Here is an 18,659-nt window from a genome sequence, read left to right as displayed (position 1 = left end):
GCGCGGATACCCGCCGGGATCAGGTCAGCACCCACAACAGACCGTTCAAGGTGACATAGGCAAGAACGGTCGCGGCGAGCGACGCGAGGCTCGCCGCGCCTTCATGCCCCTTGGCCTGAGCAAAGATCGTATAGGTGGCAAACATCGGCATCGCCGCCGACAGGATCAGCGCGGCGCGGATCTCGGGTGAAATCTCCAGCAGGCCCGCCGCGACGCAGATCGCCGCCACCACTGCGACAATGGCGGGATGAATCACCAGCTTGCCCAGTGTCGCCTGGGCTGCGAGGCTCTTGTTGCCGCGCAGAGGCAGCCCGGCAAGCGACCCGCCGATCACGATCAGCGACACCGCCCCGGCAGAAGCCGCGAGCATATCGGTAAAGCGAAAAAACGGCGCCGGAATCGGCACATGGAGGAGCGCCACCAGAAGCCCCGCGACAAGGGCCATCATCGTCGGCATCTTCGCCACGTTCCAGACGATCCGCCACAGGCGCGGCCCAAGCGGGACGGAACGGTCGGCGTCGGCCGCCTCCATCAGCATCAGGCAGATCGGGATCAGGATCAGCGTCTCGATCACCAGGTTCAGTGTTAGGACGATGCCCGCAATGTCAGGGAATGCCAGCAGCATCACCGGATAGCCGACAAATCCGTTGTTGGGACAGGTCGAGCCCATGACGCCCACCGCCCGCCGCATCGGATCAAACCCGCGGAGCGAAAACAGCAGATAGGCGACCGCAATATTCAGTACGCCGCCAATCAGATAGGGCAGCACATAGGCGGCCTGGAACACTTCGACCGGGTCGCGGCTGGCGATGGTGGTGAAGATCAGCCCCGGCAGCGCCAGGTTGAAGACATAGGCGCCGAGGCTCTTGATGTCGTGGCTGGAAAAGATGCCTTTCCAGACAAACAGGTACCCCAACCCGAGGGCCGCGTAGATCGGAAAGGTAATCCCGAGAATGGCGACCATGGGCCTGGGTTATCCGATCCGGCCCTGATTCTCGCCGATCTGGCCGCGATGCAGCAACAGGTGATCCAGGATGACGCAGGCCATCATTGCCTCGGCCACGGGCACGGCACGAATGCCGACGCAGGGGTCGTGGCGGCCCTTGGTGATGACTTCGGTGGCGGTGCCGTCCTTGCGGATCGACTGGCGCGGCGTCAGGATCGAGGAGGTCGGTTTGACCGCGAACCGCACCACGACGTCCTGACCGGTGGAAATGCCGCCAAGGATGCCGCCGGCGTGGTTGGAGGAATAGACCGGCTGGCCGTCATTGCCCATAAAGATCTCGTCGGCGTTCTCCGACCCTTTCAGCTGGGCGGCATGCATGCCCTCGCCGATCTCCACGCCCTTCACGGCATTGATCGACATCATCGCGGCGGCGAGGTCGGTGTCGAGCTTGCCATAGATCGGCGCACCGATACCGGCGGGCACCCCGCGTGCCACCACCTCGACCACGGCGCCGACCGAGTCGTGATCCTTGCGCAGCGCTTGCAGGTAGTCTTCCCAGTCCTGGACAGCGCCCGCATCCGGAATCCAGAAATCATTTTGGTCGATCGCTGCCCAGTCGAACCGGCTGCGGTCGATCTCCATCTCGCCCATCCGGGTCATGTAGCCCTTGATCTGAAGGCCGGGCACCAGTGCGTTGATCGCTTCGCGTGCAACACCGCCCGCGGCCACCCGCGCCGCGGTTTCGCGGGCCGAGGACCGCCCGCCGCCGCGATAGTCACGGTTGCCGTATTTCTGGAAATACGTGATGTCCGCATGGCCGGGGCGGAAGGTCTGCGCGATCTCGCCATAGTCCTTTGACCGCTGATCGGTGTTCTCGATCATCAGCTGGATCGGCGTGCCGGTGGAGTGGCCCTCGAACACACCCGACAGTATCTTTACCGCGTCCGGCTCGTTGCGCTGGGTGGTGTTCTTGTTCTGGCCGGGGCGGCGCTTGTCCAGCCACTGTTGCAGCATGTACGGGCTCAGCGGGACATTCGGCGGACAGCCATCGACGGTCGCCCCGAGAGCAGGCCCGTGGCTTTCGCCCCAGGTGGTGACACGGAAGAGGTGGCCGAAAGAGTTCATGGACATGCGCGCGGGTCTCCTTTGTCCTGACCCTTTAACGGCAAAGCGAGCCCGGGAAAAGAGAGCCGCGCATCAACAGGGCAGAAACGACAGAAACATCGCCTGCTTCTCATTGTCCCCGTGTTTCGCGGATGAAACGACAGGTCAGGCGCGCTGACCCAAGCGAGCGCTGGTATCCGTCTTCGGCATCTCAAGGCTGCGCTTGCCAATCCGGCAAACGCGCCCTAGGGTTTGCCCCACCTCGGGGTGCGCGAAATGACGCGCTGAGATGCCGGATGGCGAACCCGTTGAACCTGAACCGGATTATACCGGCGGAGGGAAGGTTCCGGATGTTGCGGTGCGCTGATGCCCCGATCTCCTCCTTGCCTGACGCCGCATTGGAGGACGATATGAAACCCCTCTTTGTTGCGAGCGCGCTTTTGGCCGCCACCGCCGCGACGGCGGACACGCCAGAGCTTGTGGTCTACACCTACGACAGTTTTGTGTCCGAGTGGGGCCCCGGCCCGGCGGTGGAACAGGCGTTTGAGGCGACCTGTGGCTGTGACCTGAAATTCGTCGGCGCCGGCGACGGGGCGGCACTGCTGGCGCGGATCAAGCTGGAAGGCGAGCGGTCCGATGCGGATGTGGTGCTTGGCCTTGATACCAACCTGACCGCCGCGGCAAAGGACACCGGTCTGTTTGCGCCGATCTCGGTCGAGGCCGACTATGCGCTCCCCGTGGCGTGGAACGATGAGGTCTTCGCGCCCTACGACTGGGGCTATTTCGCCTTCGTGCACAATGCCGCCGCGGATGCGCCCACGAATTTCAAGGCGCTGGGCGAGAGCGATGCCAAGATCGTCATCCAGGACCCCCGCTCTTCCACCCCCGGGCTCGGGCTCCTGATGTGGGTCAAGGCCGCCTATGGCGACGAGGCGCCGGCGATCTGGGAGAGTCTGAGCGACAATATCGTCACCGTTACCAAGGGCTGGTCGGAAGCCTATGGTCTCTTCCTCGAAGGTGAGGCGGATATGGTGCTGTCCTACACCACCTCGCCCGCCTATCACCTGATCGCCGAAGAGGACGACAGCAAGGCCGCCGCCGTCTTTGACGAAGGGCACTACATTCAGGTTGAGGTGGCCGGAAAACTCGCGGCCAGCGATCAGCCGGAGCTCGCGGATCAGTTCCTGCAATTCATGGTGTCGGATGGGTTCCAGTCGATCATTCCGACCACCAACTGGATGTATCCGGCGGTCACCCCCGCCAACGGCCTGCCTGCCGGGTTCGAGACTCTGGTGAACCCCCAGAAAGCCCTGCTTCTGCCCGAGCAAGTAGCCGCAGACCTGCGGGCAAAGGCGCTGGACGAATGGCGCACAGCGCTCAGCCGGTAAACCTGCGTCCGGTCGCGACCTGGCCCGGAACCTGCGCCGCCCTTGGGGTGGCGCTGCTGGTTCTGGGCACGCTGGCGGCGGTGACCCTGCGGGCGGAAGGCGGCGCCGGGTTTGGCGCAGCCGATCAGTCGGCCCTGCGGTTCACGCTGGTGCAGGCGGTGCTGTCGGCCCTGATCAGTGTCGGTCTGGCCATCCCGGTCGCCCGTGCCCTGGCCCGCCGCAGGTTTCCCGGTCGTCGTGTCTTGATCACGCTACTGGGCGCGCCGTTCATCCTGCCGGTGATTGTCGCGATCCTGGGGCTGCTGGCGGTCTTTGGCCGCTCCGGCTGGGTGAGTGATGCGCTGGGGCTGGTGGGCGTGCCCCCGGTCCAGATCTACGGGCTGCACGGTGTGGTGATCGCGCATGTGTTCTTTAACCTGCCGCTGGCAACCCGGCTGATCCTGCAAGGCTGGCAGGAGATACCGGCAGAGCGGTTCCGGCTCGCGGCGCAGCTGGATGCTGGGTCGGGGGCCATGTGGCGACTGCTGGAACTGCCGATGCTGCGGCAGGTGGTACCCGGTGCCGCGGCGGTTATCTTTGCCATCTGCCTGTCGAGTTTCGCGGTGGCGCTGACCCTCGGTGGCGGGCCACGTGCAACGACGCTGGAGTTGGCGATCTATCAGGCGTTCCACTTCGACTTTGATCTTGGGCGGGCGGCGATGCTGTCCAGCGTGCAGCTTGTCCTGACGGTGGCAGCGGCGCTTCTGGCGTTGCGGGTGTCGCTCGGTGATGGTCTTGGCGCCGGTCTCGACCGGGCGGTGGCCCGTTGGGACGGGGCGGGAGCGCGCGCATGGCTGTCTGACGGTCTGTGGATTGCACTCGCCGCGCTGTTCCTGATGCTGCCGCTGCTGGCGGTGCTGGTGGCGGGCGTGCCTGGCCTGGCGAGCCTGCCCGGTTCGGTGTGGAGTGCGGCCTGGGTGTCGATCCAGATTGCCAGCCTGAGCACCGCACTGCTGTTGCTGGTGGCGCTGCCCCTGTCGGCAAGCATTGCCATGGGGCGCAAACGGCTGGGAGAAGTCGCCGGCATCCTGGGGCTCGCGGCGTCGCCGCTGGTGATCGGGACCGGGCTGTTCGTGATGGTCTATCCCTTTGTCGACCCTTTTATGCTGGCGTTGCCGGTGACGGCGGTGGTCAACATGGTGATGGCGCTCCCCTTTGCGCTGCGCATTCTGGTGCCTCGCATACGGCAGGTGCTGCAACAGAATGCACGCCTGGCCGTTGCGCTCGACATGCGTGGCCGAGCGGTTTGGCAGCGGGTGCTGCTGCCGCGCTGTCGGGCTCAGATCGGCTTTGCCGCTGGTCTGACGGCCGCGCTGTCGCTTGGTGATCTTGGTGTCATCGCGCTGTTTGCCGATCCCGAGGTCGCGACGTTGCCGTTGCAGGTCTATCGGCTGATGGGGGCCTATCGCATGGAGGCCGCGCAGGGGGCGGCGCTGCTGCTGTTTGTCCTATCGATGGGGGTATTCTGGCTACTGGACCGGGGAGGGCGATTCCATGCTGAAACTTGAAGGCGCGGACATCCGGAAGGGCACGTTCCGCCTCGAAGCTGACCTCGAGATCGCCGGTGGTGCGCGGGTGGCGGTGATTGGTCCGTCCGGTGCGGGCAAATCCACCCTGCTGGAGGCGGTTGCCGGGTTTCAGCCCCTCGCGGCGGGGCGGATCCTGTGGCAGGGGCGAGATCTGGTTCCGCTGGGCCCCGGCAAGCGGCCGGTGGCAATGCTGTTTCAGGACGGCAACCTGTTTCCGCATCTCTCGGTGCGGCAAAACGTGGGCCTCGGGGTCGATGCCAATCGCCGTCTGACTGCGGCGGAGCGCGCGCAGGTCGACGCTTCGATCGCCCGCGTCGGGTTGCAGGGCTTGGAAGATCGCAAACCCGCCGAGCTGTCCGGTGGCCAGCAGAGCCGGGCAGCGCTGGCGCGGGTGCTGGTCCAGGGGCGGGAACTGCTGTTGCTGGACGAACCCTTTGCGGCGCTGGGTCCGGCGCTCAAGGCGGAGATGCTGGATCTGGTGCGGGACATCACCACCGAAAGCGATCTTACCATGTTGATGGTCAGCCACGATCCGCAGGACGCGCGCCGGATCGCGGATCAGGTGGTGCTGGTGGCCGAGGGTACGGCACGACCGCCCGAACCCACAGTGCAACTGCTGGACAACCCGCCTGCGGCGCTGCGCAGCTACCTGGGCGACAATTGACCGCGGTTTCCGCATTTTTTGCGATCCTACATTTCCAAAACGGCGGAACGCCCGCTAGAGTTGCGCCAACCAGGGAGACCCAGTGACATGAAACTCTTCTATTCGGCTTCTTCCCCCTTTGTGCGCAAGGTGGTGCTGGTGCTGCATGAAACCGGCCAGCTGGAGGATGTTGCGCTGTTGCCGGTCACGACATCCGTCACCGGCCCGGATGCGGCGCTTGCGGCCAGCAACCCGCTGGCCAAGATCCCGGCGCTGACCCGCGAGGGTGGTCCGACACTCTATGACAGCCGGGTGATCTGCGAATTCCTCGATGCCCGTGCGGGGGGTGCCCTCTACAAGGGCGGCTGGGACATGAAGGTGCTGGAGGCCACGGCGGATGGCATCATGGATGCCGGTGTCTCCATGGCCTATGAAAAACGCCTGCGCCCCGCGGACAAACAATGGGACGGCTGGCTGGACGGGCAGCGTCACAAGATCCTCGGCGCCTGTGCAGCGGTTGAGGCGCGGTGGATGCCGGCATTGAACGGGCCGGTGAACATCGGCCAACTGGCCATGGCGGCGGCGCTGGCCTATGTGGATTTTCGTCACCCGGACGCCGGTTGGCGCGAGGGCAACCCGCAGCTTGCCGAGTGGCTGCGGGCCTTCGAATCGCGCCCATCGATGCAGGCGACGCGACCGGATGCCGCCTGAACGCCGTCTGGGGCCGGGTTTTCACCCGGTTTTAAAGGAGAAGCGGCAGATAGGGGCGGAAGCGGCGCAGCATTGCAACGGTTCTGTGAAAGAAACCCCGTCTTCGGCAGACCTGCGCTGCTTTGACCGCTAGACGAACCCGGTTTGCATCGCTAGACACGCGGCTGAGTCACCGCGTCCAGTTGCGGTGTAAGCGCATGTTTGCCCTAAACGGGCGCTGAAATTGGAGAAAACCTCGTGTCCCACGCAGAAGACCACGAAGGAACCCGGAGAGATTTCCTCTACTACGCCACCGCTGGCGCAGGGGCTGTCACCGCGGGTGCCGCCGTTTGGCCACTGGTCAACCAGATGAATCCCTCCGCTGACGTTCAGGCCCTGTCCTCCATCCTTGTGGACATTTCCGGCGTGGATGTTGGTACGCAGATCTCTGTGATGTTCCTTGGCAAGCCGGTGTTCATCCGCCGCCGCACCCAGGAAGAAATCGACGAAGCGCGCGCAGTCGAGATGCAAGAGCTGATCGACTCGTCCTCGGAAAACCCGAACAAACCGGGCACCGACGCCGCCGATGAAAACCGCACCCTCGACGAAAATGGCGAATGGCTGGTGATGATGGGTGTCTGCACCCACCTCGGCTGCGTGCCGCTGGGCGATGGGGCCGGGGAATTCAATGGCTGGTTCTGCCCCTGTCACGGGTCGCACTACGACACCGCGGGCCGTATCCGCAAAGGTCCCGCGCCCGAGAACCTGCATATCCCGGTGGCCGAGTTCACCGACGAAACCACCATCAAGCTGGGATAAGGAGACGCGCGAATGGCTGGTATTCCACACGACCATTACGAGCCGAAGACAGGCGCAGAAAAGTGGCTCAACAGCCGCCTGCCCATCGTCGGCCTCATCTACGACACCATCATGATTCCCACCCCCAAGAACCTGAACTGGTGGTGGATCTGGGGCATCGTCCTCGCCTTCTGCCTCGTGCTGCAGATCGTCACCGGCATTGTTCTGGTGATGCACTACACGCCGCATGTGGATCTCGCCTTTGCCTCCGTTGAGCACATCATGCGCAACGTGAATGGCGGCTACATGATCCGCTACCTGCATGCGAACGGCGCGTCGTTGTTCTTTGTTGCCGTCTACATCCACATCTTCCGCGGTCTGTTCTACGGCTCCTACAAGGCCCCGCGCGAAATCACCTGGATCGTGGGCATGCTGATCTACCTCTGCATGATGGGCACCGCCTTCATGGGCTACGTTCTGCCCTGGGGTCAGATGTCCTTCTGGGGTGCAACCGTGATTACCGGCCTGTTTGGCGCGATTCCGTTCATCGGTGAGCCGATCCAGACCTGGCTTCTGGGCGGACCCGCGGTGGACAACGCGACGCTGAACCGCTTCTTCTCGTTGCACTATCTGCTGCCCTTCGTGATCGCGGCCCTCGTGATCGTTCACATCTGGGCCTTCCACACCACGGGCAACAACAACCCCACCGGTGTCGAGGTGCGTCGCGGTTCCAAGGAAGAAGCCAAGAAAGACACGCTGCCGTTCTGGCCCTACTTCGTGATCAAGGATTTCCTCGGTCTGGCCGTGGTGCTGCTGGTGTTCTGGGCCATCGTTGGCTTCATGCCGAACTACCTCGGCCACCCGGACAACTACATCGAAGCCAACCCGCTTCAGACCCCTGCGCACATCGTGCCGGAATGGTACTTCCTGCCCTTCTACGCGATCCTGCGGGCCTTTACCTCCGAGGTCTGGATCGTGCAGATCGCGTCCTTCGTGACCGGCGGCATCATCGATGCGAAGTTCTTCGGTGTTCTGGCGATGTTTGGTGCGATTGCCGTGATGGCACTGGCGCCGTGGCTGGATACCTCTCGCGTGCGCTCGGGCAAATACCGTCCGCAGTTCAAGTGGTGGTTCCTGCTGCTGGTCATCGACTTCTTTGCCCTGATGTGGCTGGGCGCGATGCCTGCGGAAGAACCCTATGCGTCCTTCTCGCTGATCGCATCCGCCTATTGGTTCGGCTACTTCCTGGTGATCCTGCCGCTGCTTGGTGTGATCGAGAAACCGGAACCGATCCCCGCCACCATCGAAGAAGATTTCGACGCCCACTACGGCAAGAAATCCGAAGCTACTCCTGCTGAATAAGAAGAAGGACAGCTACCTATGTTCAAGAAATTTGTAACCGGTGCTGCCTTCGCTCTGGCACTCGTCCCGGCCGCGTCCTTTGCGGCTGGGGGTGAGGGGCATATCGAAGACTTCGCCTTCTCCTTCGAAGGTCCCTTCGGCACCTATGACCAGAACCAGTTGCAGCGTGGTCTCCAGATCTTCACCGAGGTCTGCGCCGCATGTCACGGGCTGAAGCAGGTTCCGATCCGCACCCTGTCTGACGAAGGCGGCCCCGGTCTGCCCGAGGATCAGGTGCGGGCCTATGCCGCCGACAACTTCGAAGTGTTCGACGCCGCGCTGGATGATTTCCGTCCCGCGACGCCGGTGGACCACTTCCCGGAGAATACCGCACTGGGCGCGCCGGACCTCAGCCTGATGGCAAAGTCCCGCGCCGGTTTCCACGGTCCCTACGGTCTGGGTCTGAACCAGCTGTTCAAGGGTATGGGCGGTGCGGAATATATCGCCTCGCTTCTGACCGGCTACACCGGTGAGACCAAGGAAGAGGCCGGCACGCTGTTCTACGAGAACACCGCCTTCCCGGGTGGCTGGATCTCCATGGCGCCGCCGCTTGCGGATGAGCAGGTGGAATTCATCGATGGCCACGCCAACGATCTGCACCACCTGGCCGAGGATGTCTCTGCCTTCCTGATGTGGACAGCGGAACCCAAGATGATGGCCCGCAAACAGGCCGGTTTTGTCGGTGTGCTGTTCCTCGCCGTGCTGTCGGTGCTGCTCTATCTGACCAACAAGCGTCTGTGGGCACCGCATAAGGGCAAGAAAACCTCTTAAGGGCCTGCACCTGCAAGATTTGAAGAAACCCCCGTATCGGTTGATGCGGGGGTTTTTGCTGTTTTGAGGGCAGGCGGAAGATCGTCTGTCTGCTGCGCGTACCGGGCCGTGGTGGCGCGTGATATCAGTCAAAGAAGTGAGAGCGGGCGCGTGGGGCTGCGATGCGTGCAAGGATCTGCTGCGCGCCCTCCTGTGCCCCTGTGCGGCCATCAAATGTGACGTCGTAGGCGAGACCATCATGGACATGGCCGAAGTCCCGCGCGGCGCTGCCTGCGGGGCGGTCTGCGCGTGCCACCTCGCGGGCCTCAAGCACTGCCAGAGGGGGCATCAGACCGACGAACAGAACCTCATGACCGGTCAATCGCTGTTGCAGCTCGTGATGCCAGCCCGGGGTGTCGAGGATATGTTCCACGATCAGATCGTTGCCGGAATCGGCAAAACCGGCAATGGCACGGTGAAAGCCCGAGAAGAACTGCGGCCGGGCAGCGCTCCAGTCCGGATAGGCCGCAGGGGTCCATGCGCCGCTGTCACGCAAGTGATCGATGGAAAGGTGCAGGAACGGTCGCTCAGACGCGTTGCGTATCGCCGTGGCCAGTGTGGACTTGCCGCTGCTGGATGGGCCGTGCAGGAACAGGATCAGGGCCATGCGTGCGTCCTTGATGCGGTCAGGCGGTCAGCTGTGTCCCCTGGATACCGGTAATACGGGTCTGGATCAGCGCGCCTTCGATCTGCGGGGTGGCAAAGCGCACCTCGGTGAATTGCTCTGTGCGCCCCATATGCGGGTTTTCCATCAACACGCTATGCTGACGCCCCAGTTGCCGGGAGAGGTGTTTTTCCACCTGTGCATCGCCTTTGGCACGCAGGCGGGCAGCCCGATCCTTGATGATGTTGCCGTTGACCTGCGATGGGATCTTCGCCGCCGGGGTGCCTTCTCTCTTGGAGTAGGGGAAAACATGCAGCCAGGTGAGGTCGCAGTCGGTCACCAGCTTGAGCGAGTTTTCAAAATGCGCTTCGGTTTCGGTCGGGAAGCCGGCAATGATATCGGCCCCAAATGTCATGTCGGGACGCAGCTTGCGCGATTCCTCCGCAAACCGGATCGCATCGTCACGCAGGTGGCGGCGCTTCATCCGTTTCAGGATCATGTCGTCGCCATGTTGCAGGCTGAGATGCAGATGCGGCATCAGGCGCGGTTCGGTGGCAATCGCCTGCATCAGGTTCTCGTCAACCTCGATCGAGTCGATGGAGGAAATGCGCAGGCGTGGCAGATCCGGCACCAGCTTCAGGATTCGCATCACCAGATCACCCAGCTTCGGCGTTGCGGGCAGGTCCGCGCCCCAACTGGTGAGATCGACGCCGGTCAGCACAACCTCGTTGTACCCCTTGTCGACCAGCCGCTTGATCTGGTCCACCACCACACCGGCTGGAACCGAGCGCGAGTTGCCGCGCCCGTAGGGAATGATGCAAAAGGTACAGCGGTGGTCGCAGCCGTTCTGCACCTGCACATAGGCCCGCGACCGGCTGCCAAACCCATCAATCAGGTGGCTTGCGGTTTCGGTCACCGACATGATGTCATCCACCAGAACCTTCTCGGTGGTGCCGATGAAATCCGGCCCCTTGGCCATACGCTGCCAGGTCTCGGGCTGCATCTTCTCGGTATTGCCGATGACCTGCGTGACTTCGCTCATGGCGGCAAAGGTCTCCGGCTCGGTCTGCGCTGCACAGCCGGTCACAATGATCGGCGCATCGGGGTTGTCCCGGCGCAGTTTGCGGATTTCCTGACGGGCCTTGCGCACGGCCTCTGCCGTCACCGCACAGGTATTGACCACCACGGCGTTCTCGAGGCCCGCCTGGCGGCTCAGCTCCTTCATGGCTTCGGTCTCATAGGCATTGAGCCGACAGCCAAGGGTGGTGAACTTCGGCGCAGCGCTCACGGGGTGAGGCTTTCGAGGAACTGACGGGTGAAATGCCCATCGGCCACATGCATGGTCGGGCCTGTCATCCAGACGCCATCCTCGCGCCAGTCGATCCACAGCGTGCCGCCATCCAGGTCGATCTGCACCTTGCGCCCCGTGAGCCCCTTGCGTGCCGCGGCAACCGCTGTCGCACAGGAGGAAGACCCAGAGGCAAGGGTCACCCCCACGCCACGTTCCCAGACACGCATGCGCAGGTGATCGGGACCGACAACATGCGCCACCTGCACGTTGGTGCGTTGCGGATAGAGCGGGTGGTGTTCGTAGCGGGGGCCAAAGTCCTCCAGCGGGATCAGATCGGCGTCCTCAACAAAGAAGGTGCAATGCGGATTGCCCATGCCGGTCGCCGTGGGGCCGCCCTCGATGGGCAGCTCCAGCGTATCCATGTCCTCACTCAGGGGGATTTCATCCCAGGAGAGTTGTGGCATCCCCATGTTGACCGAGGTCAGCCCGTCGCCGGCATCACGTGCAAACAACGTACCCCGGTCCGTGGTCAGGGTAAGCTTCGTCGCGTCGCTCTGATCCATCAGGTAGCGGGCAATACAGCGGGTGGCGTTACCACAGGCGGCCGAAGTCGACCCGTCGGCATTGTAAAACACCAGATGCGCATCCGTGGCACCGTCATCGGGCTCTGGGGGCAGGATTACCGCCAGCTGGTCGAAGCCCAGGCCGAATTGACGATGGGCGATTCCCTTCACCAGAGCGGGGGTGATGTGAGAGTTTTCGGTGCGGGCATCGATGACGACAAAGTCGTTTCCAAGCCCGTGCATCTTCATGAACGGCAACATATGATCGGATCCTGGGGAGGCCATGACCCGCATATAGACCTCATGAGAAAATGAATCCAGAGATAGCGCAGAAAACTTTGAAAAGGGGGTTGACCCTTTGCCGCCGTGACCGTAGAAGCCCCCCCTATCGGAACGGCGCGGCCAGCTTGGCCAAGACGTTTCAGCCCGAAATAAGCGCTTGATCCTCAGGGATTAATCAGCTCTAAGGGCGATCCGCGGAGGCCGGACCAAGCTTCCAGACAGAGAGTGGGCCGTTAGCTCAGTTGGTAGAGCAACTGACTTTTAATCAGTGGGTCGCAGGTTCGAATCCTGCACGGCTCACCACTTTTCACAATATGTAACGACTGATGATGGTTGATCCTTCGGGTCATGCTTTTGGTCGCTCAGCGAGCCTGTTCGTGGCTAGCTCGGGTGACACAAGCCGCCAATGCGCGGTTTCGACAATACGGCTCCAGGTGCGCCCGATCTATGCGGGGATGCGCTCTGATGGAACGGAATTCGTTCAGGTCACAGGATGCTGCAAAAAGCGATGACGCTTGAGATCGATGCCCTTTTCGGCGCGCGCTTCACGCCATCCGTTTTTCAACCCGACACGGCTGGCAGGTGTCTCGCCGAGACCCCGCGCGTAAGCCGTATCAAGAACTGGTTTTTTGTTCCATGTAAACCTGCGCCACGCACGGGATCTGATCGCTGCCTGGCGGAGCAATTATCATCGCCAGTGCCCACACCCGAGCCTCGACGGGCGCACCTCGTGGGAGTATCACCAACGGTCAGTAGAGGGCCAACCCCTGAACACAGCGCGCCCAGAAACGCGGGCTCTGCAGGGAGCACGTCGCCCACAATCAGAGGATTTACGTATGCTGAACACCAAATGCCGTTTCGAAACCTCCAAAGCCAGCCAGTACCTACAACAGCTCTGCAAGCATTTTGCACATAAGGTCGAGGCCCGTTTCGATGATCGCGAGGGCTCCGTGGATTTTGCGCGTGGCACGGCGGTTCTGATCGCCGAAGATGACGTCCTGGTGATTACGGTCACGGCAGAAGATCAGGACGGGCTTGAACAAACCAAGGGCATTATCGAGAGCCATCTGCTCCGCTTTGCCTTTCGCGAAAACGTCGAACGCCTGAACTGGGACTGAGATATTCCAAAATGGACATGGCCATTTCCTGAAGGCTGTGGCAGGTTCTGCCCGCCAGCAAGTGTGCACGCACAGCCAGCGAAGCAGATCTTTCCCTTCCTTGAAATGACATGGGGACTTGTCCGATGTTTCGATCGCTTGCTTGCGGCGCTGCGCTGCTTCTGGCTCTGCCTGCGTTTGCCGCAGATACCGTATCCATTGACACTTATCGCGGCACTGTGGAGGTCCCGGAGGCCCCGGAGAAAATCGCGGTCTTTGACATTGCTGCCGTAGACACCTTGTCGGCGCTGGGGGTCGACATCACGGGTGCACCGCAGAACCTCTACGTGGATTACCTCGACAGCATTGCCGAGAAAGCCGAAGATCTGGGCACCCTGTTTGAACCCGACATCGAAGCGGTACATGCCTTGCAGCCCGACTTGATTATCGTCGGCGGGCGCAGCTCGGATCAGGTTGAACCGATGTCAGAACTGGCTCCGGCGATCGACATGACCATCTGGGAAGATGTAGTTGGTCAGGGGCTTGATCGGCTTGAGGCCTATGGCAGGATTTTTGACCTAGAGGACAAAGCCGCCGAACTGCGTGCCGCCTTCGATACCCAGCTGGCCGACACCCGCGCTGCGGTGGCCGGTCAGGGAACCGCGCTGATCCTCCTGACCAATGGACCGAAAATCTCTGCCTATGGCAAGGCGGGCCGGTTCGGCTGGCTGCATTCCACGCTCGACCTGCCGGAAGCCGCGGCGGAGATCAGCGACTCGACGCATGGCGAGAGCATCTCGTTCGAGTTCATCCAGACCGTGAACCCGGATTGGCTGATCGTGATCGACCGCCTTGCCGCGATTGGTCAGCCGGGCGAGGATGCAAAGACCACCCTCGACAATACCTTGGTGCATGAGACCACAGCCTGGAAGAACGATCAGGTCGTGTATCTCAATGCGTCCGATATCTACATCTCCGGCGGCGGGATCCAGTCGATGATGCGGACGCTTTCGGATATCGAGGCCGGCTTCAGCGGAAACTGATCCCTGATGTCGCACACTGTCCCGGGGGTGCTGCTCCTCAGCCTCTTGTTTGTCGGGTCGCTCTTTGTGGGGGCGACCCCTCTGGCGCTGACGGAAATCATGACGACGGAGGCCTGGGTGTTGATCCGGGACAGCCGCCTGCCGCGCGCATGTGCGGTGGTGCTGACCGGGGCGTCGCTGGCGATTGCCGGTCAGATCATGCAGTTTATCGCGCGCAACAGGTTCGTGGAGCCGATGACAGCAGGCACCGGCCAAAGCGCGATGCTGGGCCTGTTGCTGGTTTCTGTTCTGCTGCCGACCGCGGCCATCGGGGTGAAGATGACCCTAGCGGCCTGTGCCGCCCTCGTGGGCAGCATGGGGTTCTTTGCGCTCACGCGCCGCCTGCCGCCAGAGGAGCCACTGCTGGTGCCGCTTGTAGGCATCGTCTACGGGGGCGTGATTGGGTCGGCCGCCGTCTACATCGGGTTTCAACTCGATATGCTGCAATATATCGACATCTGGCTGACCGGCGAGTTCTCCGGCACCATGCGTGGCCGATATGAGCTGCTGTGGATCGCGGGTCTGGCCGCGGTGCTGAGCTATCTGGTGGCGGATCAGTTTTCCATCCTCGGCCTCGGGGAAACCGTGAGCCTGAACCTCGGCCTGAACTACCGTCAGGTCGTCCTGAGCGGTCTGGTGGTGATTTCCGTGGTGACGGGCCTCACCGTGGTGACGGTGGGTGCGATCCCCTTTGTCGGACTGGTCGTGCCAAACCTTGTCAGCCGTCTCGTCGGCGACAATCTGCGCCGGAGCCTACCGCTGACGGCGATGGTGGGCGCGGGTTTGGTCCTGGCGTCGGATATCTTTGCGCGCCTTGTGGTGCATCCGTTCGAGGTGCCGGTGGCGACCGTTATCGGCATCATCGGCGCGGCCGTCTTTCTGTGGATGCTCTACGGCAGGGGCCAGCATGTATCGTAATCGCCTGCTGTTTCTGGCGCTGGTTCTGGTGGCCTGCGCGCTTGCCTATCTGTTCACGGGCGTGAAGGGCAGTCTTGAGTTTGCGCTGATGTTTCGCGGCAAAAAGCTCGCGGCATTGGTGTTGATCGGCGCAGCACAGGCGGTGGCGGCGGTGATGTTTCAGACCATTTCCGGCAATCGCATCCTGACGCCGTCGATCATGGGGTTTGATGCGCTGTATGTTCTGATCCTGACCTCTGCGGTGGTTGCATTGGGGGCGCCTGCCTACCAGCAACTTGATCCGGGGCTTTTGATGCTGACCAACGCAACCCTGATGTCAGCGGCAGCGGTGATGCTGTTTGGACTGTTGTTGCGCAAAGGGCAGGGCGATTTGATGCGCATGCTTCTGACCGGGGTGGTGCTGGCGGTGATGCTGCGCTCGGTCACTGGCCTGTTGCAGCGTGTAATCGACCCAAGTGAATACGCCGTGGTGCAGGCGGCGTCCTTTGCGCGGTTCTCTCGGGCCGAAACTGATCTGCTCGGCGTCTCGGCCATCCTGTGCTGTGTGGCACTGGGATGTGCCTGGCGCATGCGGCATCGGCTGGATGTGCTGGCGCTCGGACCGGTGGCATCAACCTCGCTGGGGGAGCCCCCACTCAGAGGGCAGCGCTGGGCGCTCTTGCTGATTTCGGTCCTTGTTGCGGTTTCCACCGCGCTGGTGGGGCCGGTGGCCTTCTTCGGGCTTTTGGTCTCTGCGCTGACCTATCTGGTGCTGCCAACCTACCGCCATGCGATTCTGCTGCCGGGGAGCGCGCTGATATCCGGCGTGATCCTCGTCGGCGGCCAATGGGCGCTGGAGCGGGTCTTTGCCTTTACCACGCCGCTCAGTGTCGTGGTCGAATTCCTTGGCGGGTTGGTGTTCCTGCTGTTGCTGATGAAAGGGCTGAAACGATGATCGAGGTCCAGAACCTGTCCCATCATATCCACGGTGCTCCGATCCTGAGCGAGATTTCCGTCACCGTGCCCAAGGGCGGTGTGGTAGCGCTTGTCGGTCCCAATGGCGCGGGAAAATCGACGCTGCTGTCGCTGATGGCGCGGCTGATACCGCAGCAGCAGGGGCGCATCACCGTCGATGAGCTGGTCGTAGGCGAAAGCGATGACAAGGAACTGGCCAGGCGGCTCGCGATCCTGCCGCAGGCGGTCCACGCCGCAAGCCGCCTGACGGTGCGTGATCTGGTGGGCTTTGGCCGCTACCCCTATCACCGCGGGCGTCCGACGTCAGAGGATCGCGCCAAAGTCGAAGAGGGCCTGGGCCTGTTTGATCTGTTGACGCTGGCGGATCGGCCGCTTGATACGTTGTCTGGCGGGCAGCGGCAGCGGGCGTTTGTGGCGATGACCTATGTGCAGGACACTGATTACCTGTTGCTGGATGAACCGCTCAACAATCTTGATCTGGCCGCGTCGCGTGCTTTGATGGCCCGCCTGCGGGATTTGGCGGACAACAAGGGGCGCACCATTATCATCGTGCTGCATGACATCAACTTTGCCACCGCCTATGCCGACCGTGTGCTGGTGATGAAAAACGGATGCCTGTGTGCAGATGGCGCGCCGAGGGATGTGGTGACCGCAGACCTGATCAGAGGCGTCTTTGAAACCGATGCGCCGCTCCGCATGGTGGAAGGGCGCCCGATTGTGATGGTGTGATCCCGCCCACCGACAGCGCGTCGGTCCCTGCCGCAGGCGCGCAGGGGACGGGACGCGGCTGCCGTCAGGCCGGAATGCGCGCCTGACGTACCGTTAAAGTAGACAGCGGAGGTCTTCTGCGCGCTGATCAGCGCCAGGAGGAGCAGCATGGAATACGACTATGTCATAGTGGGCGGGGGCTCGGCCGGTTCCGTTCTGGCGGCGCGGCTGTCGGAGAACCCGGCCGTCACCGTGTGCCTGCTCGAGGCCGGGGGCCGCGGCGACGGGCTTCTGGTCCGCACCCCGGCGGCGGTCGTCGCGATGCTGCCGGGGCGGCCAAAGATCAACAACTGGGCCTATGAAACGGTTCCGCAGGCAGGGCTCAACGGGCGCAGAGGGTATCAGCCCCGGGGCAGGGCACTGGGCGGGTCAAGCGCGATCAACGCCATGCTTTATGTGCGCGGCCATGCGCGCGACTATGATGAATGGGCCGCGCTTGGCTGTCCCGGATGGGGGTGGCAGGACGTGCTGCCCTATTTCCGCCGGGCGGAGAACAATCAGACCGGCTGTGACCCGATGCATGGCGCCGATGGTCCGCTTCACGTCAGCGACCAGAAAGCGCCGCGCCCGGTGACGGAGGCATTTGTGCAGGCAGGGCAGGCCATGCAGATCCGCCGGAGCGAGGACTTCAATCGCGGCGACAACGAAGGGATCGGCTACTATCAGGTGACGCAGTTTCACGATGCCGCGCGCAACGGGCTGCGTTGTTCGGCAGCGGCTGCCTATCTGCACCCGGTGATGGCGCGCCCGAACCTGACCGTGCTGACCGGCGCCCATGCCACGCGGATCCTGTTTGAGGGCAAGCGGGCGAGCGGGGTTGCCTACCGGCACCGGCGCAAACAACGGCAAGTGCTGGCACGACGGGAGGTCCTCTTGTGCGGCGGGGCCTTCAACTCGCCCCAGCTGTTGCAGCTGTCCGGTGTCGGGCGACCACAGGATCTACAGCCACACGGGATCGCGGTGCGGCACGCATTGCCCGGTGTGGGGCAGAACTTGCAGGATCATCTCGATTTTACCCTCGCCTACAAGACGCGGGACACGGACAATTTCGGGATTTCGCTTGCCGCCGGAGGAAAGCTTCTGCGGGAAATCCTGACATGGCGCCGAAGCGGGCGAAGCATGATTGCCACCCCTTTTGCCGAAGGCGCGGCCTTTTTGAAAACGGATGCCGCGTTTGACCGTCCGGATGTGCAGTTGCATTTCGTGATTGCCATTGTCGACGATCACGCGCGCAAGCTGCACCTTGGGCACGGGGTCAGCTGCCATGTCTGCTTGCTGCGCCCAAAATCGCGGGGCACCGTATCCCTCGCCTCTGCCGATCCGCTGGAGCCGCCGTTGATTGACCCCCAGTTTCTGGCGGAGAACGACGATCTGGACGGGCTGTTGCGTGGCGTGCGGCTGACCCGGCGGCTCATGGCGCAGCAACCCATTGTCGATTGCCTGACCAAAGAGCTGTTCATTGACGCCGAGCCGGATGATGCCACGCTCGCAGCGCATATCAGGGACCGCGCCGATACCATCTATCACCCGGTGGGCACCTGCCGGATGGGCCGAGACCCCGACGCGGTCGTCGATCCGGAGCTGCGGGTGCACGGGCTGGACGGATTGCGGGTGATTGACGCGTCGATCATGCCGCGTCTCATTGGCGGCAATACCAACGCGCCCACGATCATGATCGCCGAAAAGGCGGCAGACATGATCCTGGGGCGACCAGGACCGGCTCCGGGCGGGCCGGAACACCACAGATAACAG

At 62.8% G+C, this 18,659-nt stretch carries 18 protein-coding genes, 1 tRNA gene, 1 pseudogene and 1 riboswitch; of the genes and pseudogenes, 15 read left to right on the top strand and 5 right to left on the bottom strand.

Annotated features, from left to right (window positions below; genetic code table 11):
• Positions 1-19: 19 nt before the first annotated feature.
• Together MHM88_RS10380 and aroC are read right to left on the bottom strand one after the other, a co-directional pair.
• Entirely contained in the window at positions 20-964 is a 945-nt protein-coding gene (locus MHM88_RS10380) for an AEC family transporter (RefSeq protein WP_239322205.1), read from the bottom strand.
• 9 nt (positions 965-973) lie between these two features.
• Positions 974-2,077 carry a chorismate synthase gene (gene aroC / locus MHM88_RS10375; protein ID WP_239364096.1) on the bottom strand — a complete coding sequence of 368 codons (1,104 nt, stop codon included), beginning with the start codon at positions 2,075-2,077 and terminating at the stop codon, positions 974-976.
• A 226-nt stretch (positions 2,078-2,303) separates the two neighbouring features.
• A riboswitch (TPP riboswitch) is annotated at positions 2,304-2,408 on the top strand.
• 52 nt (positions 2,409-2,460) lie between these two features.
• On the opposite strand from aroC, the gene thiB reads away from it, so the two are divergent.
• From thiB to MHM88_RS10340, 7 genes are all read left to right on the top strand, one after another.
• Positions 2,461-3,438 (top strand): thiamine ABC transporter substrate binding subunit, encoded by a 978-nt coding sequence (gene thiB / locus MHM88_RS10370; protein WP_239364083.1) that lies wholly within the window; start codon positions 2,461-2,463, stop codon positions 3,436-3,438.
• Positions 3,414-4,985, top strand: a complete 1,572-nt coding sequence (locus MHM88_RS10365) for a thiamine/thiamine pyrophosphate ABC transporter permease ThiP (protein WP_239364081.1) — start codon at positions 3,414-3,416, stop codon at positions 4,983-4,985. Before thiB ends, MHM88_RS10365 begins: the two co-directional genes overlap by 25 nt.
• A complete protein-coding gene (locus MHM88_RS10360; protein ID WP_239364080.1) occupies positions 4,972-5,670 on the top strand; it encodes an ATP-binding cassette domain-containing protein in 699 nt (232 codons plus the stop codon). Before MHM88_RS10365 ends, MHM88_RS10360 begins: the two co-directional genes overlap by 14 nt.
• Positions 5,671-5,757: 87 nt before the next feature.
• A complete protein-coding gene (locus tag MHM88_RS10355; protein ID WP_239364071.1) occupies positions 5,758-6,360 on the top strand; it encodes a glutathione S-transferase in 603 nt (200 codons plus the stop codon).
• Positions 6,361-6,597: 237 nt separating this feature from the next.
• A complete protein-coding gene (petA, locus tag MHM88_RS10350) occupies positions 6,598-7,158 on the top strand; it encodes a ubiquinol-cytochrome c reductase iron-sulfur subunit (RefSeq protein WP_239322199.1) in 561 nt (186 codons plus the stop codon).
• A gap of 12 nt (positions 7,159-7,170) precedes the next feature.
• The gene (gene petB, locus MHM88_RS10345) at positions 7,171-8,499 is read left to right on the top strand and encodes a cytochrome b (protein ID WP_239322198.1); all 1,329 of its coding nucleotides are present in this window, start codon (positions 7,171-7,173) and stop codon (positions 8,497-8,499) included.
• Positions 8,500-8,517: 18 nt separating this feature from the next.
• Positions 8,518-9,309, top strand: coding sequence for a cytochrome c1 (locus tag MHM88_RS10340; protein ID WP_239364069.1), 792 nt, complete (start codon positions 8,518-8,520; stop codon positions 9,307-9,309).
• A gap of 124 nt (positions 9,310-9,433) precedes the next feature.
• Here the strand turns inward: MHM88_RS10340 and MHM88_RS10335 are convergent, their stop codons facing one another.
• From MHM88_RS10335 to dapF, 3 genes are read right to left on the bottom strand one after another with little or no spacing between them, the layout of a single operon-like run.
• Positions 9,434-9,955 carry a chloramphenicol phosphotransferase CPT family protein gene (locus tag MHM88_RS10335; protein WP_239364066.1) on the bottom strand — a complete coding sequence of 174 codons (522 nt, stop codon included), beginning with the start codon at positions 9,953-9,955 and terminating at the stop codon, positions 9,434-9,436.
• Positions 9,956-9,974: 19 nt separating this feature from the next.
• A complete protein-coding gene (mtaB, locus tag MHM88_RS10330) occupies positions 9,975-11,240 on the bottom strand; it encodes a tRNA (N(6)-L-threonylcarbamoyladenosine(37)-C(2))-methylthiotransferase MtaB (protein ID WP_239364063.1) in 1,266 nt (421 codons plus the stop codon).
• Positions 11,237-12,067, bottom strand: coding sequence for a diaminopimelate epimerase (gene dapF, locus MHM88_RS10325; RefSeq protein WP_239364055.1), 831 nt, complete (start codon positions 12,065-12,067; stop codon positions 11,237-11,239). The genes mtaB and dapF overlap by 4 nt, the downstream gene beginning before the upstream one ends.
• A 248-nt stretch (positions 12,068-12,315) precedes the next feature.
• Here dapF and MHM88_RS10320 point away from each other — a divergent pair.
• The 8 genes and pseudogenes from MHM88_RS10320 (at position 12,316) to MHM88_RS10285 (ending at position 18,656) form a co-directional block, all read left to right on the top strand.
• Positions 12,316-12,391 (top strand) — tRNA-Lys (locus MHM88_RS10320).
• 338 nt (positions 12,392-12,729) lie between these two features.
• A pseudogene (locus tag MHM88_RS10315) lies at positions 12,730-12,867 on the top strand (IS3 family transposase); the annotation flags it as partial.
• A 57-nt stretch (positions 12,868-12,924) separates the two neighbouring features.
• Complete coding sequence (locus MHM88_RS10310; protein WP_239364536.1) at positions 12,925-13,206, top strand: DUF2218 domain-containing protein; 282 nt, start codon at positions 12,925-12,927, stop codon at positions 13,204-13,206.
• 125 nt (positions 13,207-13,331) lie between these two features.
• Positions 13,332-14,228 (top strand): siderophore ABC transporter substrate-binding protein, encoded by an 897-nt coding sequence (locus MHM88_RS10305; protein ID WP_239364048.1) that lies wholly within the window; start codon positions 13,332-13,334, stop codon positions 14,226-14,228.
• A gap of 6 nt (positions 14,229-14,234) precedes the next feature.
• A complete protein-coding gene (locus MHM88_RS10300) occupies positions 14,235-15,185 on the top strand; it encodes an ABC transporter permease (RefSeq protein ID WP_239364045.1) in 951 nt (316 codons plus the stop codon).
• Complete coding sequence (locus MHM88_RS10295; protein WP_239364037.1) at positions 15,175-16,119, top strand: iron chelate uptake ABC transporter family permease subunit; 945 nt, start codon at positions 15,175-15,177, stop codon at positions 16,117-16,119. Before MHM88_RS10300 ends, MHM88_RS10295 begins: the two co-directional genes overlap by 11 nt.
• Positions 16,116-16,868 carry an ABC transporter ATP-binding protein gene (locus MHM88_RS10290; protein WP_239364033.1) on the top strand — a complete coding sequence of 251 codons (753 nt, stop codon included), beginning with the start codon at positions 16,116-16,118 and terminating at the stop codon, positions 16,866-16,868. The genes MHM88_RS10295 and MHM88_RS10290 overlap by 4 nt, the downstream gene beginning before the upstream one ends.
• Before the next feature lie 147 nt (positions 16,869-17,015).
• Positions 17,016-18,656, top strand: a complete 1,641-nt coding sequence (locus tag MHM88_RS10285; RefSeq protein WP_239364026.1) for a GMC family oxidoreductase — start codon at positions 17,016-17,018, stop codon at positions 18,654-18,656.
• Positions 18,657-18,659: the final 3 nt, after the last annotated feature.

Origin of the sequence: Epibacterium sp. MM17-32, assembly GCF_022348205.1 — a bacterium.
In the GTDB taxonomy this organism is placed as follows: domain Bacteria; phylum Pseudomonadota; class Alphaproteobacteria; order Rhodobacterales; family Rhodobacteraceae; genus Epibacterium.
This window is presented reverse-complemented; position numbering and strand designations above follow the sequence as displayed.

What these genes read in the sequence shown, in the direction of transcription:
- MHM88_RS10380 (WP_239322205.1), bottom strand. Translation starts at nt 964, where the DNA reads ATGGTCGCCATTCTCGGGATTACCTTTCCGATCTACGCGGCCCTCGGG.
- aroC (WP_239364096.1), bottom strand. Translation starts at nt 2,077, where the DNA reads ATGTCCATGAACTCTTTCGGCCACCTCTTCCGTGTCACCACCTGGGGC.
- thiB (WP_239364083.1), top strand. Translation starts at nt 2,461, where the DNA reads ATGAAACCCCTCTTTGTTGCGAGCGCGCTTTTGGCCGCCACCGCCGCG.
- MHM88_RS10365 (WP_239364081.1), top strand. Translation starts at nt 3,414, where the DNA reads ATGGCGCACAGCGCTCAGCCGGTAAACCTGCGTCCGGTCGCGACCTGG.
- MHM88_RS10360 (WP_239364080.1), top strand. Translation starts at nt 4,972, where the DNA reads ATGCTGAAACTTGAAGGCGCGGACATCCGGAAGGGCACGTTCCGCCTC.
- MHM88_RS10355 (WP_239364071.1), top strand. Translation starts at nt 5,758, where the DNA reads ATGAAACTCTTCTATTCGGCTTCTTCCCCCTTTGTGCGCAAGGTGGTG.
- petB (WP_239322198.1), top strand. Translation starts at nt 7,171, where the DNA reads ATGGCTGGTATTCCACACGACCATTACGAGCCGAAGACAGGCGCAGAA.
- MHM88_RS10340 (WP_239364069.1), top strand. Translation starts at nt 8,518, where the DNA reads ATGTTCAAGAAATTTGTAACCGGTGCTGCCTTCGCTCTGGCACTCGTC.
- MHM88_RS10335 (WP_239364066.1), bottom strand. Translation starts at nt 9,955, where the DNA reads ATGGCCCTGATCCTGTTCCTGCACGGCCCATCCAGCAGCGGCAAGTCC.
- dapF (WP_239364055.1), bottom strand. Translation starts at nt 12,067, where the DNA reads ATGTTGCCGTTCATGAAGATGCACGGGCTTGGAAACGACTTTGTCGTC.
- MHM88_RS10310 (WP_239364536.1), top strand. Translation starts at nt 12,925, where the DNA reads ATGCTGAACACCAAATGCCGTTTCGAAACCTCCAAAGCCAGCCAGTAC.
- MHM88_RS10305 (WP_239364048.1), top strand. Translation starts at nt 13,332, where the DNA reads ATGTTTCGATCGCTTGCTTGCGGCGCTGCGCTGCTTCTGGCTCTGCCT.
- MHM88_RS10300 (WP_239364045.1), top strand. Translation starts at nt 14,235, where the DNA reads ATGTCGCACACTGTCCCGGGGGTGCTGCTCCTCAGCCTCTTGTTTGTC.
- MHM88_RS10295 (WP_239364037.1), top strand. Translation starts at nt 15,175, where the DNA reads ATGTATCGTAATCGCCTGCTGTTTCTGGCGCTGGTTCTGGTGGCCTGC.
- MHM88_RS10290 (WP_239364033.1), top strand. Translation starts at nt 16,116, where the DNA reads ATGATCGAGGTCCAGAACCTGTCCCATCATATCCACGGTGCTCCGATC.
- MHM88_RS10285 (WP_239364026.1), top strand. Translation starts at nt 17,016, where the DNA reads ATGGAATACGACTATGTCATAGTGGGCGGGGGCTCGGCCGGTTCCGTT.